Below are 15,296 nucleotides of genomic sequence, written 5' to 3' on the forward strand. Positions count from 1 at the left end.
TTACTGCTCCATCATCTCCGGGTCCATCACCGGCATTTTCGGCGTACCCGGTGGTGTCACCTTCAGCAGCACCGCCAGGTGCCCGCCGTCGAGGAAGGTCAGCTGGCCGGCCTTGACGTTGCTGTTGTTCTGCCTGAACTGCTCGCTTTGCAGCACGCTGCCGTTGCCGTCCAGCTGGTTGACCCAGAAGTTGGCCTCGACCGAGATGAAGCGGCCTTGCGCGATGCTCAGGTTGCCTTCGATAGGGAAGTGGCCGAACTGTTCGGCGCCTTCGCCCAGGGCAATGCGGCCAGGTTCGCTGCCGACCTGCTGCTGCCAGGCCTTGTGCATCAATACGGTGTAGTCGGCGGTGGCTTCCAGGCGGGTGGCTTCGTCTTCCAGCGCCAGTGGGCGCTCTGCGTCTTTTGCCAGGCGTGGGGCGCCAGCGCTCCAGTCTTCCGGGGCGAACGGGCTGGTGAAGGCGGGCACGCTGTTCTGCCGCACCAGAATCATTTCTACCTGATACAGGCCTTCGGCGAAGGCGGCTGGCGCGAACAGCGCCAGCAGCAGGGTCAGGCAACGGATGGCACGCATGGATCTTCCTTAGGCAGGCTGTGGGGTCAGGCGCTCGAACAGCGCCTCCAGGGTGTTGAAACGTTCGTCGGGGCGTTCCATCGGCACAAGGAAGCGGAACTGGGTAGCGCCTTCGAACTTGTAGCGTTTGGGCTGGCCCTGGATCAGCTTGATCAGGGTCAGCGGGTCGACCGGGGTTTCGGCTTCGAACTCGAGCTTGCCACCATTGGGGCCAGCATCGACTTTCTTGATGCCGAGCTTTTCCGCCTGCAGCTTGAGCGAAGTCAGGCGCATCAGGTTCTTGGTCGGTTCTGGCAGCAGACCGAAGCGGTCGATCATTTCCACTTGCAGGTCCTTGAGGCCTTCTTCGTCGGCGGCCGAAGCAATGCGCTTGTACAGGATCAGCCGAGCATGCACGTCAGGCAGGTAGTCCTCGGGGATCAGTGCGGGCAGGCGCAGGTTGATCTCCGGGCCGCCGCCAAGCGGTTGCTCCAGATTTGGCTGGGTACCCTTGCGGATCGCCTTGACCGCGCGTTCGAGCATTTCCATGTACAGGGTGAAGCCCACCGCCTGGATCTGACCGCTCTGGCCTTCGCCCAGCAGCTCGCCCGCACCGCGGATTTCCAGGTCGTTGGTGGCCAGCACAAAGCCAGCACCCAGGTCCTGGGTGTTGGCGATGGCTTCCAGGCGTTTTTCAGCGTCGGCGCTGACTTTCTGTCGGGTTGGGGTCAGCAGGTAGGCGTAGGCCTGGTGGTGGCTACGGCCGACCCGGCCACGCAGCTGGTGCAGCTGGGCCAGGCCAAACTTGTCGGCGCGCTCGATGACGATGGTATTGGCGCTAGGCACGTCGATGCCGGTTTCGATGATGGTCGACGCCACCAGCACGTTGAAGCGCTTGTGGTAGAAATCGCTCATCACCTGTTCCAGCTCGCGTTCGCGCATTTGCCCGTGGCCGATGCCGATACGTGCCTCGGGCACCAGTTCGGCAAGGTCGGCGGCGCATTTTTCGATGGTTTTCACATCGTTGTGCAGGTAGTACACCTGGCCACCGCGCAGCAGTTCGCGCAGCAGTGCCTCCTTGACCGTGCTCTTGTTCTGCTCCATGACAAAGGTGCGCACCGACAGGCGGCGCGCTGGCGGCGTGGCGATGATCGACAGGTCGCGCATGCCGGCCACTGCCATGTTCAACGTGCGCGGGATCGGCGTAGCGGTCAGGGTGAGGATGTCGACCTCGCTGCGCAGTGCCTTGAGCTGCTCTTTCTGGCGTACACCAAAGCGGTGCTCTTCGTCGATGATGGCCAGGCCCAGGTCCTTGAAGCGCACATCGTCCTGCAGCAGCTTGTGGGTGCCGATGAGGATGTCGATCTTGCCTTCGGCCAGGTCGGCGGCGGCGGCGGCCACTTCCTTGGCCGACTTGAAGCGGCTCATGACCTCCACGGTCACCGGCCAGTCGGCAAAGCGGTCGCGGAAGCTGTTGTAGTGTTGCTGGGCGAGCAGGGTAGTGGGCACCAGCACGGCGACCTGGCGGCCACTGTGCACGGCGATGAACGCCGCCCGCATGGCCACTTCTGTCTTGCCGAAGCCGACGTCGCCACACACCAGGCGGTCCATTGGCTTGGGCGCGAGCATGTCAGCCCGCACCGCCTCGATGGCCGTTTGCTGGTCCGGGGTTTCTTCGAACGGGAAGCCGGCGCTGAACGTGGCGTAGTCGGCGGACGGGTCGGCAAACGCATACCCTTTGCGCGCGGCCCGGCGGGCATAGATGTCGAGCAGTTCGGCGGCCACGTCGCGCACCTGTTCGGCGGCCTTGCGCTTGGCCTTCTGCCAGGCTTCCGAGCCCAGCCGGTGCAGCGGTGCCAGGGCATCATCGCTGCCGGTGTAGCGGGCGATCAGGTGCAGGTTGGCCACCGGCACGTACAGCTTGGCGTTCTCGGCGTATTCCAGGGTAAGGAATTCGGCAGCCTGGCCTTCGATTTCCAGGGTGGCCAGGCCCAGGTAGCGGCCCACGCCATGGTCAATGTGTACCACCGGTGCGCCTTCGCGCAGCTCGGTGAGGTTCTTGATGACCGCGTCGTTGGCGGTTTCGCCACGCTTGTCGCGGCGGCGGCGCTGCATCACGCGCTGGCCGAACAGCGGGCTTTCCGCGACCAGGGCCAGGCCTGGGTCGTCCAGCAGCAAGCCGTCATCCAGCGGGGCTATGGTGATCGCCAGGCGCTCGCTTCCGGTGATGAAGTCGGCCCAGCCGTCGACAGTGTGCGGCCGCAGTTTCAATCGTTCGAGCAGCTCCAGCAACACTTCGCGGCGGCCGGCCGATTCGGCGGTGAACAGCACGCGGCCGGGGAACTGGTCGAGGAAGTTGGCCAGCTCGGCCAGCGGCTGGTTGGCCTTGGCCTCGATCGCCAGGTTGGGCAGGGCGCGCGCCGGGAAGCGCTCGCGGCCCGCGCCCGGTTCGATGTCTTCGCTGCTGACCACCACTCGCGGCCACTGCTTGAGCCGGGCGAAGCAGTCCTCCACTGGCATGAACAGCTCGGCAGGCGGCAGCAGCGGCCGGCTGAGGTCGCCACGGCGGTCTTCATAACGGCCGCGCACGTCGTTCCAGAAGTGTTCGGCGGCCTGTTCCACGCCAGGCAGCGAAAACACCTGGGTGTCGGCCGGCAGGTAGTCGAACAGGGTGGACGTTTCTTCGAAGAACAACGGCAGGTAGTACTCGATGCCGGCCGGGATGATGCCGCTGGCCAGGTCCTGGAAGATCGCACTGCGGCGGAAATCCACGTCGAAGCGTTCACGGAAGCGTGCCTTGAAGCGGGTCACTTCCTCTTTTTGCATCGGAAATTCGCGTGCCGGCAGCAGGCGCACCGAATCCACCTTGTCGATCGAGCGCTGGGTCTCGGGGTCGAAGGTGCGCAGTGTCTCGATCTCGTCATCGAACAGGTCGATGCGGTAGGGCAGCTTGCTGCCCATCGGGAACAGGTCGATCAGCGCGCCGCGCACGGCGAACTCGCCATGCTCGTAGACGGTGTCGACGCAACGATAGCCACTGGCCTCCAGGCGTGTGCGCATCTGCTCCACGTCGATGGTCTGGCCCACGTCCAGCACCAGGCTGCTGCCCAGCAGGAAGCGGGTGGGCGCCAGGCGGTGCAGGGCGGTGGTGACCGGCACCACGAGGATGCCATGGCTCAGTTCCGGCAGGCGGTACAGGCTTGCGATGCGCTGGGAAATGATGTCCTGGTGTGGCGAGAACAGGTCGTAGGGCAGGGTTTCCCAGTCGGGGAATGGCAGCACCGGCAGGTCCGGGGCGAAGAAGCGCAGCTCCTGCTCCAGACGGTCGGCGGCCTGGCTGTCGGCTGTCAGCAGCAGGGTGAAGCGGCCAGCGTTGCTGGCGGCCTCGGCGATGGCAAGGCTGAGGGCGGCACCGGGCAGGTTACCCCAGGTTTGTTTGCCGGCCGTGGCCGACATGTGCGGTAGGCGCAGAACTGACACGGGAGATTGCACTCCAAGCGTTGCGGCAAAGACACCGATTGTACCGGTGACCGTGCCGGCTGTCAGGCTCGAAAGGGCGTGAACGCTGGCTTGCGTGACTGCGACAGGCGCTCATTGCCGGTTCCGCGTCGGGGCGTCATAATGTAGCCCCTTTTTTCTGTCCCTACATGTGGAAGGTTCCCGTGACTCAGAAGCCCGACCAGTGTCTTGGTGAGTGGATTGATCGTGAAGCTCTGGCTGAAGCGATGATCCCGCTTATCGGTCAGCTCTACCGCAACAACAACGTGGTGAGCTCGATTTATGGCCGTAGCCTGATCAACCGTTCGGTTATCTCGATCCTCAAGGCGCACCGCTTTGCGCGTCATCGTCAAGCCGACGAAACCGAGCTGTCCGTCCACGAGACATTCCCCCTGCTCAAGGCCATGAGCGAGCTGAAACTGGGCGCCGCTTCGGTCGACCTGGGCAAGCTGGCCAACAAGTTCAAGCAGGAAGGCAATGGCCGTACTGCCGAGCAGTTCGTCCGTGAAGAACTGGCCGACGTGGTTGGCCAGCAGAACGCTTCGGCGCGCAAAGGCACCGACGTTGTCCTGTACGGCTTCGGCCGCATCGGCCGCCTGCTGGCGCGTATCCTGATCGAGAAGACCGGTGGTGGCGACGGCCTGCGCCTGCGCGCCATTGTCGTGCGCAAAGGCGCCGAGAACGACCTGGTCAAGCGTGCCAGCCTGCTGCGTCGTGACTCTGTTCACGGCCCGTTCGACGGCACCATCACCATCGACGAAGCCAACAACACCATCACTGCCAACGGCAACCTGATCCAGGTTATCTACGCCAAGAGCCCGAGCGAAGTCGACTACACCCAGTACGGCATCGAAAACGCGTTGATCGTCGACAACACCGGGGTATGGCGTGATGCCGACGGCCTGGGCCAGCACCTGGCCTGCCCGGGCGCTGCCCGCGTGATCCTCACCGCACCTGGCAAGGGCGCGCTGAAGAACATCGTGCACGGCATCAACCACGGTGACATTGCTGCCGATGACAAGATCATCTCGGCGGCCTCCTGCACCACCAACGCCATCGTGCCGGTGCTCAAGGCTGTCAACGACAAGTACGGCATCGTCAACGGCCACGTCGAAACCGTTCACTCGTTCACCAACGACCAGAACCTGATCGACAACTTCCACAAGGGCAGCCGCCGTGGTCGTGCCGCGCCGCTGAACATGGTCATCACCGAAACCGGCGCAGCCACTGCTGCCGCCAAGGCGCTGCCAGTGCTGAAGGGCAAGCTGACCGGCAACGCCATTCGCGTACCGACGCCGAACGTTTCGATGGCCATCCTGAACCTGAACCTGGAAAAGGCCACCAACCGCGACGAAATCAACGAGTACCTGCGCCAGACCGCCATGCACTCGGAACTGCACAAGCAGATCGACTACGTCAGCTCGCAGGAAGTGGTTTCGACCGACTTCGTTGGCTCGCGCCACGCCGGTGTCGTTGACGCTGAAGCCACCATCGCCAACGACAACCGCGTTGTCCTGTACGTCTGGTACGACAACGAATTCGGTTACAGCTGCCAGGTGGTTCGCGTGATGGAAGACATGGCCGGTGTGAACCCGCCAGCGTTTCCACGCTGATTCGCTTGTAAGGCAATGAAAAAACGGGAACCTTCGGGTTCCCGTTTTTTTTGCTTGCCGTGGGTCGTGTGGTGCCTGTGAGATCGAGCGCCGCGCGGGCGGCGCTCGATATGCGCCATACCCCAAAGCCCAAGCCAAGCACCCAGGAACCGAACCTTGCGCACAGCCTTACTGTTCATTTTCCTGCTGCTCACCGCCTGCAACCAGGGCCCCACCCTTGAGCGCCTGGGCGGCCCGACCATGGGTAGCAGCTACAGCATCCAGTACGTTCGCGAGCCTGGCGGCCCGGCGCCGGCCCAGGTGCAGGCAGCGGTCGAAACCATTCTTGGTGAAATCGACCGGCACTATTCGACCTACCGCGGCGACTCTACCGTCAGCCGGTTCAACCAGTTGCCCGCCAACCAGTGCCTGGCCCTGCCACCCGACATGCTTGAACTGGTTGCCCTTGGCCAGCACCTGGCCGAGCAGAGTGAGGGTGCCTTTGACCTCACCGTTGAACCCTTGCTTGACCTGTGGGGTTTCGGCCCCCAGGCCCGCCATGAGCGGGTACCCGACCCGCAAGCCGTGGCCCAGGTTCGTCAGCGTGTGGGTTACCGGCACTTGCATATCGAAGACCAGGCCCTGTGCAAGGACGCCCCGGTGCAGCTCGACTTCAATAGCATCGCCGCCGGCCATGCCGTGGACTTGATCGCTGCGCGCCTGCGCGCCATGGGTATAGCCAGTTTTGTCGCCGAAGCCACTGGCGAGCTCAAGGCGGTTGGCCGCAAGCCCGATGGCAGTCCCTGGCGCATCGCCCTGGAGTTGCCCCGTGAAGACCGCCAGATCGCCCGGCAGATCATTGCAGTCAATGAGCTTTCAGTCTCAACCTCGGGTGACTATCGGCACTATTTCGAGGAGAATGGCCGGCGTTATTCGCACACCTTCGATGCCCGCCTCGGGCGCCCCGTGCAGCACGACCTGGCTGCAGTCACCGTACTGGACGCCTCGGCGTTGCAGGCCGACGGCTATTCGACACTGCTGCTGATCCTTGGCCCTGAGCGTGGCTGGGATTTTGCCGTGGCGCACGGCTTGGCCGCGGTATTGGTGACTCGGGCCGAGGGTGGCTTCGTCTCTCGAGCTACGCCCGCATTCGAACGGGCGGTGAAAGGCGATTGAAAGCGCAGGCAGGGATGATGGCCGCCAGGGAATGGGTGAACCAAATGTAGTGCGGGCAAAATTGGCCTACGACGCGACCAAGGGTTAATGTGCGCGGCGTTCAGGCTTGATTAGACTGCACCCGAATTTTCTCATGACGCCCCGGCGGCATGATCGCGTCCCGCGAGCGACCGTGGCTTGCGGGCCAGTTCTGAAGGAGTACGCATGGCTGTCTACAACTACGACGTAGTGGTGCTGGGTTCCGGCCCGGCCGGTGAAGGCGCGGCAATGAACGCCGCCAAAGCAGGGCGCAAGGTAGCGATGGTCGATGACCGTCGCCAGGTCGGTGGCAACTGCACGCACCTGGGTACCATCCCGTCCAAGGCACTGCGTCACTCGGTGCGGCAGATCATGCAGTTCAACACCAACCCGATGTTCCGGGCGATCGGTGAGCCGCGCTGGTTCTCGTTCCCGGACGTGCTGAAAAGCGCCGAGAAGGTGATTTCCAAGCAAGTTGCATCGCGCACCGGCTACTACGCCCGCAACCGTGTTGATGTGTTCGTCGGCACCGGCAGCTTTGCCGACGAGCAAACCGTTGAAGTGGTGTGCCCGAACGGTGTAGTTGAAAAGCTCAACGCCAAGCACATCATCATCGCCACCGGCTCGCGCCCTTACCGCCCGGCCGACATCGACTTCCACCATCCGCGGGTCTACGACAGCGATACCATCCTCAGCCTCAGCCACACCCCGCGCAAGCTGATTGTGTACGGCGCCGGTGTGATCGGTTGCGAATACGCGTCGATCTTCAGCGGCCTGGGCGTGCTGGTAGAGCTGGTGGATAACCGTGGCCAACTGTTGAGCTTCCTGGATTCGGAAATTTCCCAGGCACTGAGCTACCACTTCAGCAACAACAACATCACCGTGCGCCACAACGAAGAGTATGAGCGTGTCGAAGGCCTGGACAACGGGGTGATCCTGCACCTGAAGTCGGGCAAGAAGATCAAGGCCGACGCCTTGCTGTGGTGCAACGGCCGGACCGGCAACACCGACAAGCTGGGCCTGGAGAACATCGGCATCAAGGTCAACAGCCGTGGCCAGATCGAGGTCGACGAGGCTTATCGCACTACCGTGCCGAACATCTACGGCGCCGGTGACGTGATCGGCTGGCCGAGCCTGGCCAGTGCCGCCCATGACCAGGGGCGTTCTGCGGCTGGCAGCATCGTCGACAATGGCAGCTGGCGCTTCGTCAATGACGTACCGACCGGTATCTACACCATTCCGGAAATCAGCTCGATCGGCAAGAACGAGCAGGAACTGACCCAGGCCAAGGTGCCGTACGAAGTGGGCAAGGCCTTCTTCAAGAGCATGGCGCGTGCGCAGATCGCCGGCGAGCCGCAGGGCATGCTGAAGATCCTGTTCCACCGTGAAACCCTGGAAATCCTCGGCGTGCACTGCTTCGGCTACCAGGCTTCGGAGATCGTCCATATCGGCCAGGCGATCATGAACCAGCCGGGTGAGCAGAACAACCTGAAGTACTTCGTCAACACCACGTTCAACTACCCGACCATGGCCGAAGCCTATCGGGTAGCTGCCTACGATGGCCTGAACCGGCTTTTTTGAGCGGCTCCGACCGGTGGCCTGAGCCGGTCGGAGAGACCGATTTCAACCCTACCCGAGGGTGGTCTTGGCCAAACCGGGAAAGTCTGTAATCAGGCTGTCCACGCCAAAGTCCGCGAGCCGGCGCATCAGTGCCGGCTCGTTGACCGTCCACACCGATACGTGCAAACCCTGGCCCTGCGCTTTAAGCAGGCGCTCGGGGGTGCACAGTGTCCAGTTCAATGCCAGCAGTTCACAGCCGTAGTTCTGCGCCACCTTCAACGGGTCGAGCCAGGCGTACTCGGCGACCAGCCCGCGTTTCACGTCTGGCACCAGCTCCAGGGCGGCGCCCAGCACTTCGCGTGAGCTGGAGGTGATGGTGACCTTGTCCAGCAGGCCATGCTGCTGGGCCAATTCGCGAATTGCCAACACGGTGGTGGCAGCACGGGTGCGCGAGGCGCTTTTTACCTCAAGCTGCCAGTGCTCGAACGGGCATTTTTCGAACAGCTCTTCCAGTTTCGGTATAGGGCAGGGCTGCACGTGGCCCGGGCCGCCTTTGCGCGCATCGATCTTCATCAAGTCGGCGGCCGGGTGGTCGACCACCTTGCCGCGTCGGCCAGTGGTGCGCTTGAGGGTGGGGTCGTGGATCACCATCAGCTCGTTGTCGGCCGACAGGTGCAGGTCCAGTTCGCAGCGGGTGACGCCGTGGGACAGGCACTGGCGGAAGCTGTGCAGTGTGTTCTCGGGTGCTTCGCCCTTGGCGCCGCGATGGCCGTAGATCAGGGTCACGTTCGTTCCTTCAAATCAGAGAAAAACAGGGTCATGGGGCGGGATCGTTCTGTTCCAGCTGCTGGCGCCGCTGTTGTTGCTGGCGCTGCAGGATATAGCGAGCCAGCAGTTGACGCTGGGCGTCGGTCATGTCGATGAATTCGGTACCGACTTCGAAGCCGCCCGCGGGGCGCGGGTCGCAATGGGTGACCTTGCCGCGCAGCAGCAAACCGTGGGCGCGGGGCATCAGCACCATCTTCACTTTCACCCGGGTGCCAGGGGCAACCTGCGTGGCCTGGGCGAATTCGATACCGCCTTCGGAAAGCACGACCGGCACCGGCTGGCCTACTTCGCCGAGCAGGGTCTGGGCGACGACTGCACTGAGCAGGTCGAGGCGTTTGTTCTGCGCCCGCAGGAAGGCCGCGAGTGTGCGGTCCTTGTCGCTCAACTGACGCAGCAGGTGCTGCGACTCGAAGTCGGACAGGTGCAGCTCGCTCAGCAGGTTGAACAGCGGAGAATCATCTTGCAATACATCTGGCTCAAGGGCTTCGGCCGCACTGAGGGGGCTGATTTGAAGTGCGATCCGGTCTTCGATGCGGTAGTATTCGCGGCGATCTTCTTCGTCTAATGTCGTCATGGCGAACCCAAGGTAGCGGCGGTGGTCCGAGTGTAAAGCCGCCGTAGGCGCCTCGCCACAAGGACGTTCCCTTTCATCCGAACAAGCCCCGACATGTTCAGACCTCTTTTCGCATTCATAGGCACGCGTTATACCCGTGCCAAACGCCGTAACCACTTCGTCTCGTTCATTTCCCTGACCTCGATGATCGGCCTCGCCCTGGGCGTGGTGGTGATGATCGTGGTGCTGTCGGTGATGAACGGCTTCGACCACGAGATGCGCACCCGCGTGCTGGGCATGATCCCGCATGCCACGCTGGAGAGCGGCCAGCCCATTGCCGACTGGCCGGCCCTTGCCCAACAAGTAAAGCAGAATCCGCAGGTGGTGGCGGTTGCGCCGTTCACCCAGATGCAGGGGCTGCTGACCCATGACGGCAAGGTGCAGAAGGTGCTGCTCAACGGCATCGACCCGGCCCGCGAGCGCGAGGTGTCGATCATCGACAACTTTGTCCTGCAAGGCCGCCTCGACCAGCTGGCGCCGGGTGAGTGGGGCATCATGATCGGCGACAAGGCTGCGGCCAAGCTGGGGGTGGGCATTGGCGACAAACTCACCTTCGTCGCCCCCGAGGTCAGCGTGACGCCGGCCGGCATGTTCCCGCGCATGAAACGCTTCACCGTGGTTGGCACCTTTCACGTCGGCGCAGGCGAGATCGACGGTTACCTGGGGCTGACCAACATCAGCGACCTTTCCCGCCTGCACCGCTGGAAGCCCGACCAGGTGCAGGGCCTGCGCCTGAAGTTCGACGACCTGTTCCAGGCGCCGCGCGTGGCCTGGAGCATCGCACAGCAGCTGGGCGACCAGGAGTTCTACAGCCGTGACTGGACCCGCACCCACGGCAACCTGTACCAGGCCATCCGCATGGAAAAGGCCATGATCGGCCTGCTGTTGCTGCTGATCGTGGCGGTGGCGGCGTTCAACATCATTTCTACCCTGGTGATGGTGGTCAACGACAAGCGCGGCGACATTGCCATCTTGCGCACGCTGGGCGCCACGCCCGGCCAGATCATGCTCATCTTCATGGTCCAGGGCACGGTGATCGGGGTGATCGGTACCCTGATCGGCGCCGTGGTCGGGATCGTTGCTGCGCTGAACGTGAGTGCGGCGATCGCCGGCATCGAGAAGCTGATCGGGCACAAGTTCCTGAACGCCGACGTGTACTTCATCGATTACCTGCCGTCGCAGATCCAGTCCCAGGACGTGTACATGGTCTGTGGTGCGGCGCTGGTCCTGAGTTTCTTCGCCACCCTGTACCCGGCCTGGCGTGCGGCCCGCACCCAGCCTGCAGAGGCGCTACGTTATGAGTGAGTCGCGCATGAGTGATAAAGCCGTTCTGAGTTGCCGCAACCTGGGCAAGTCTTACGACGAAGGCCCGGAATCGGTGAAGGTGCTATCCGGGCTCAACCTTGAGCTGCATGCCGGGGAGCGGGTGGCCATTGTCGGTAGCTCCGGTTCGGGCAAGAGTACCTTGCTCAACCTGTTGGGCGGCCTTGATCGGCCCACACAAGGCAGCGTATGGCTGGCTGGCGAAGAGCTGTCGGCCCTGGGTGAACGTGCCCGTGGCCTGCTGCGCAACCGTGAGCTGGGCTTTGTCTACCAGTTCCACCACCTGTTGCCGGAATTCACCGCCATCGAGAACGTGTGCATGCCGCTGCTGATCGGCCGCACGCCCATCCCTGAGGCCCGGGAACGTGCCGAGGCGCTGCTCAAGCGGGTGGGCCTGGGCCACCGCCTGAACCACAAGCCGGCCGAATTGTCTGGCGGTGAGCGCCAGCGGGTGGCGATTGCCCGGGCACTCGTCAACCGCCCCGGCCTGGTGATGCTCGATGAGCCTACCGGCAACCTCGACCACCATACCGCACAAGGCATCCAGGAACTGATGCAGGAGCTGTCCAGTTCGTCGCGCACGGCGTTCCTGGTGGTGACCCATGACCTCAACCTGGCGCGGCAGATGGACCGTGTATTGAAGCTCGACGACGGCCACCTGGTGGCGATCTGATCGACTGCTCGGGGTGGCAGGTGCCGCCCCGTTTTCCTGTTTTCATTGGGTGATTTCGTACATGTTCAGACCCTTGCCCATCTTCATCGGCGCGCGCTACACCCGAGCCAAGCGGCGCAACCACTTCATCTCGTTCATCTCGATGACCTCGATGATCGGCCTGTCGCTGGGCGTGCTGGCGATGATCGTGGTGCTGTCGGTGATGAACGGCTTCCAGCGCGAAATGAGCTCGCGCATTCTCGGCCTGGTACCGCATGCCGCCATCCTCGGCGTGCAGCCGCTGGACGACTGGCACAAGGTGGCCGACGCAGCCTTGCAGAACCCGGCGGTGATGGCGGCTGCGCCGATTACCGAAATGGAGGGCATGCTCTCGTACAAGGGTGCGATGCAGCCGATCCAGGTGGGCGGTATCGACCCGGCCGAAGAGGGCAAGGTCTCGATCGTTGGCCAGCACATTGTCCAGGGCCGCCTGCAGGACCTGCAGCCGGGTGAGTTCGGTGTGGTCATTGGTGAATTGACCGCACGGCGCTTCCGCCTGAACACCGGCGACAAGCTGACCCTGATCGTGCCGGAAATCAGCAAGGAGCCGGGTGGCATTACCCCGCGCATGCAGCGCCTGACCGTGGTCGGTATCTTCAAGGTCGGTGCCGAGCTGGATGGTTCGCAAGCCTACATCCACGTCGCCGATGCCGGCGAGATGCAACGTTGGGCACCGGGCCAGGTGCAGGGCGTGCGCCTGAAGCTGCATGACCTGTATGCCGCCCCGCAGGTGTCCAAGGCGATAGCAGCCGGGCTGGGTGACGCCTACCGCGCCGATGACTGGTCGCACACCCAGGGCAGCCTGTTCAGCGCCATGAAGATGGAAAAGACCATGATCGGCCTGCTGTTGATGATGATCATCGCCGTGGCGGCCTTCAATATCATTGCCACCTTGGTAATGGTGGTGAACGACAAGGGGCCGGACATTGCCATTCTGCGGACCTTGGGCGCCACGCCCGCGCAGATCATGGGCACGTTCATGGTCCAGGGCAGCCTGATTGGTGTTGTCGGGACGCTGATCGGCGGCGTGCTGGGCGTGATTGCGGCGTTCAATGTCAGCCAGATCGTGGGTTGGCTGGAGCGGGTGAGCGGGCAACACATCTTTACTTCGGATGTGTACTTCGTCAGCAGCTTGCCGTCGCAATTGCAGTGGGGCGATGTGGTGATGATCTGCACGGCGGGGTTGGTGATGAGCTTCCTGGCGACCATTTACCCGGCTTATCGGGCGTCGCAGGTGCAGCCGGCGATTGGCCTGGCGGTTTGAGGTAGGTGCCAGGGCCTTATCGCCGGCAAGCCAGCTCCCACAGGTACCGCGCAGGCTCTCGGCTTGATGCGTACCCGTGGGGGGCGGCTTGCCGGCGATGGGCCGCGAAGCGGCCCCATTTTCACCGATCCTGGCTGAACTCGATCACGAACCGTGTCCACCCATCTTCACATTCCGCCCGAATGCCCCCGCCATGGGCCTGCACGATCGACCGGGTAATCGCCAAGCCCAACCCAGCATGCTCGCTACTGCCTTCGCGCCGTGCCGGGTCCACACGGTAAAAGCGGTCGAACAACCGCGGCAAAGCAGCTGGCTCGATGGCCGGCCCGGTATTGGCCACGCTGATTCTCGGCCCAGGCGCCAGCGTCACCCTTATCTGCCCGCCCGCCGGGGTAAAGCGCATGGCGTTATCCAGCAGGTTGGACAGCGCCCGGCGCAGCATATGCCGGTCACCGTGCAACACGGCCTCCCCCTCGCGCAGCATCTGCACATTGTTGTCTTCGGCCAGCGGCGCGTAGTACTCCAGCAGCGCATCCACCTCGTCATGCAACGCCAACGGCGCTTGCCCCGGTACCAGCAAGCCGTGATCGGCCTTGGCCAGGAACAACATGTCGTTGATCATTTGCGCCATCCACTGCAGTTCTTCCAGGTTGCCATGCAGCGCTTCGCGGTACTCCTCAAGGCTGCGTGGGCGGGTGAGGGTAACCTGGGTATGAGTTAGCAGATTGGACAGCGGCGTGCGCAACTCGTGGGCTATGTCGGCAGAAAATGCCGACAGGCGCTGGAAGGCATCGTCCAGGCGCTGCAGCATGGCGTTCATGCTGGTGGCCAGTTCGGCCAGCTCTTCGGGCATTTGCGCCACCGGCAGGCGTGTGGTGAGCGAGCGTGCCGACACGCTGGCGGCCACCTGGCCCATCTGCCGTAACGGGCGCAGGCCGCTGCGTACCGCCCAGGCGCCGAGCAGCGCGGTGGCCAGCGCTGAAAGGCCGACAGTCAGCCAGATCAGGCGTTGCATGCCCTGCAGGAAATGCTGGTGGTGGGTGATGTCGAGGTACAGGGCCAGTTGTGGCGACTGCACGGCGCCCTGCGCCAGGTGCACAGCCAGGCTGCGGTAGTCGGTGCCTTGTGCATGCAGGGTGGCCAGCCCGGCGGGCAGCGGTGCCTGCGGTAGCCCGGTGCGGCTTTCGAACCAGGTGGTGCCGTCGCTGCCGCTGATGCGCAGGGCCAGATCGGCCTGGTGGCTCAGCTCATCGCGCAGGGCGGGCAGGCGTGCCTGCAGCTCGGTTGGGGTGGCGATGCCAGCCAGTTGCGTACGGAACAGTGACAGGCGCGAGTCCAGCAGTTGCTGGTCGAGTTCGACGAAGTGCTGCTCGCTGGCCCGGCTGAACAACACGCCGGCGCCCAGCGAAACGGCGGCGGTGCAGGCGGCGAACAACAGGGCCAGACGGCTGCCGAGGGAAACCCTGCGCATCATTCCGTGCGCTCTTCGAGCACATAGCCCATGCCACGTACGGTGTGGATCAGCTTGTTGGGGTGCGGGTCGTCGATTTTCAGGCGCAGGCGGCGGATCGCCACTTCGATCACGTTGGTGTCGCTGTCGAAATTCATGTCCCACACCTGCGAGGCGATCAGCGATTTTGGCAATACCTCGCCTTGGCGGCGCAGCAGCAGTTCGAGCAGGGCGAACTCCTTGGCGGTCAGGTCGATACGCTGGCCGGCGCGCTCGGCGCGGCGGCGGATCAAGTCCAGGCGCAGGTCGGCCAGGTTCAGGGTGGTGTCCTGGCTGGGGCTGGTACCGCGGCGCAACAGGCTGCGCACCCGGGCCAGCAGTTCGGAAAAGGCGAACGGCTTGACCAGATAGTCGTCGGCGCCCAGCTCCAGGCCATGCACGCGGTCCTCGACGGCATCGCGGGCGGTGAGGAACAGTACTGGCGTATCCAGGCCGGCCTGGCGCACGGCCTGGAGGATCTGCCAGCCGTCACGTCCAGGCAACATTACGTCGAGGATCAGCAGGTCGTGGTCGCCGGTCAGGGCCAGGAACTGGCCGGTTTCGCCATCGGTGGCCAGCTCAGTGGCGAAGCCGGCCTCGCTCAAGCCCTGGCTGAGGTACTGGCCGGTGCGGGCCTGGTCTTCGACGATCAGCAGTTTCATGCACTGTCC

At 63.6% G+C, this 15,296-nt stretch carries 12 protein-coding genes; 6 read left to right on the top strand and 6 right to left on the bottom strand.

Annotated features, from left to right (window positions below; all coding sequences use genetic code 11):
• Complete coding sequence (locus tag OZ911_RS08125; protein WP_016485648.1) at positions 1-573, bottom strand: CsiV family protein; 573 nt, start codon at positions 571-573, stop codon at positions 1-3.
• Between the two features lie 9 nt (positions 574-582).
• On the bottom strand, positions 583-4,032 hold the full coding sequence (gene mfd / locus OZ911_RS08130; protein ID WP_031311939.1) for a transcription-repair coupling factor: 3,450 nt from the start codon (positions 4,030-4,032) through the stop codon (positions 583-585).
• A 167-nt stretch (positions 4,033-4,199) separates the two neighbouring features.
• Between mfd and OZ911_RS08135 the strand changes: the two genes are divergently transcribed.
• The 3 genes from OZ911_RS08135 to sthA all read left to right on the top strand — a co-directional run bounded on the left by OZ911_RS08135 (position 4,200) and on the right by sthA (position 8,417).
• A complete protein-coding gene (locus tag OZ911_RS08135; RefSeq protein ID WP_016485650.1) occupies positions 4,200-5,663 on the top strand; it encodes a glyceraldehyde-3-phosphate dehydrogenase in 1,464 nt (487 codons plus the stop codon).
• 156 nt (positions 5,664-5,819) lie between these two features.
• The gene (locus OZ911_RS08140; protein WP_024717338.1) at positions 5,820-6,818 is read left to right on the top strand and encodes an FAD:protein FMN transferase; all 999 of its coding nucleotides are present in this window, start codon (positions 5,820-5,822) and stop codon (positions 6,816-6,818) included.
• A gap of 204 nt (positions 6,819-7,022) precedes the next feature.
• A complete protein-coding gene (gene sthA, locus OZ911_RS08145) occupies positions 7,023-8,417 on the top strand; it encodes a Si-specific NAD(P)(+) transhydrogenase (protein ID WP_016485651.1) in 1,395 nt (464 codons plus the stop codon).
• Positions 8,418-8,465: 48 nt separating this feature from the next.
• Here sthA and OZ911_RS08150 read toward each other — a convergent pair whose 3' ends face one another.
• Both OZ911_RS08150 and OZ911_RS08155 read right to left on the bottom strand, forming a co-directional pair.
• Positions 8,466-9,182 carry a glycerophosphodiester phosphodiesterase gene (locus OZ911_RS08150; RefSeq protein WP_016485652.1) on the bottom strand — a complete coding sequence of 239 codons (717 nt, stop codon included), beginning with the start codon at positions 9,180-9,182 and terminating at the stop codon, positions 8,466-8,468.
• 31 nt (positions 9,183-9,213) lie between these two features.
• Positions 9,214-9,798, bottom strand: coding sequence for a PilZ domain-containing protein (locus OZ911_RS08155; protein ID WP_016485653.1), 585 nt, complete (start codon positions 9,796-9,798; stop codon positions 9,214-9,216).
• Between the two features lie 93 nt (positions 9,799-9,891).
• Between OZ911_RS08155 and OZ911_RS08160 the strand changes: the two genes are divergently transcribed.
• The 3 genes from OZ911_RS08160 (at position 9,892) to OZ911_RS08170 (ending at position 13,136) form a co-directional block, all read left to right on the top strand.
• Positions 9,892-11,142 carry a lipoprotein-releasing ABC transporter permease subunit gene (locus OZ911_RS08160; RefSeq protein ID WP_016485654.1) on the top strand — a complete coding sequence of 417 codons (1,251 nt, stop codon included), beginning with the start codon at positions 9,892-9,894 and terminating at the stop codon, positions 11,140-11,142.
• 7 nt (positions 11,143-11,149) lie between these two features.
• Positions 11,150-11,833 (top strand): lipoprotein-releasing ABC transporter ATP-binding protein LolD, encoded by a 684-nt coding sequence (gene lolD, locus OZ911_RS08165; protein ID WP_172901731.1) that lies wholly within the window; start codon positions 11,150-11,152, stop codon positions 11,831-11,833.
• Between the two features lie 61 nt (positions 11,834-11,894).
• Positions 11,895-13,136, top strand: a complete 1,242-nt coding sequence (locus OZ911_RS08170) for a lipoprotein-releasing ABC transporter permease subunit (protein ID WP_024717337.1) — start codon at positions 11,895-11,897, stop codon at positions 13,134-13,136.
• 121 nt (positions 13,137-13,257) lie between these two features.
• Here OZ911_RS08170 and OZ911_RS08175 read toward each other — a convergent pair whose 3' ends face one another.
• On the bottom strand, positions 13,258-14,610 hold the full coding sequence (locus OZ911_RS08175) for a heavy metal sensor histidine kinase (RefSeq protein ID WP_016485657.1): 1,353 nt from the start codon (positions 14,608-14,610) through the stop codon (positions 13,258-13,260).
• Complete coding sequence (gene cinR, locus OZ911_RS08180; protein WP_016485658.1) at positions 14,607-15,287, bottom strand: two-component system response regulator CinR; 681 nt, start codon at positions 15,285-15,287, stop codon at positions 14,607-14,609. Before cinR ends, OZ911_RS08175 begins: the two co-directional genes overlap by 4 nt.
• Positions 15,288-15,296: the final 9 nt, after the last annotated feature.

It is taken from the genome of Pseudomonas fortuita, assembly GCF_026898135.2.
Classification (GTDB): Bacteria; Pseudomonadota; Gammaproteobacteria; order Pseudomonadales; family Pseudomonadaceae; genus Aquipseudomonas; species Aquipseudomonas fortuita.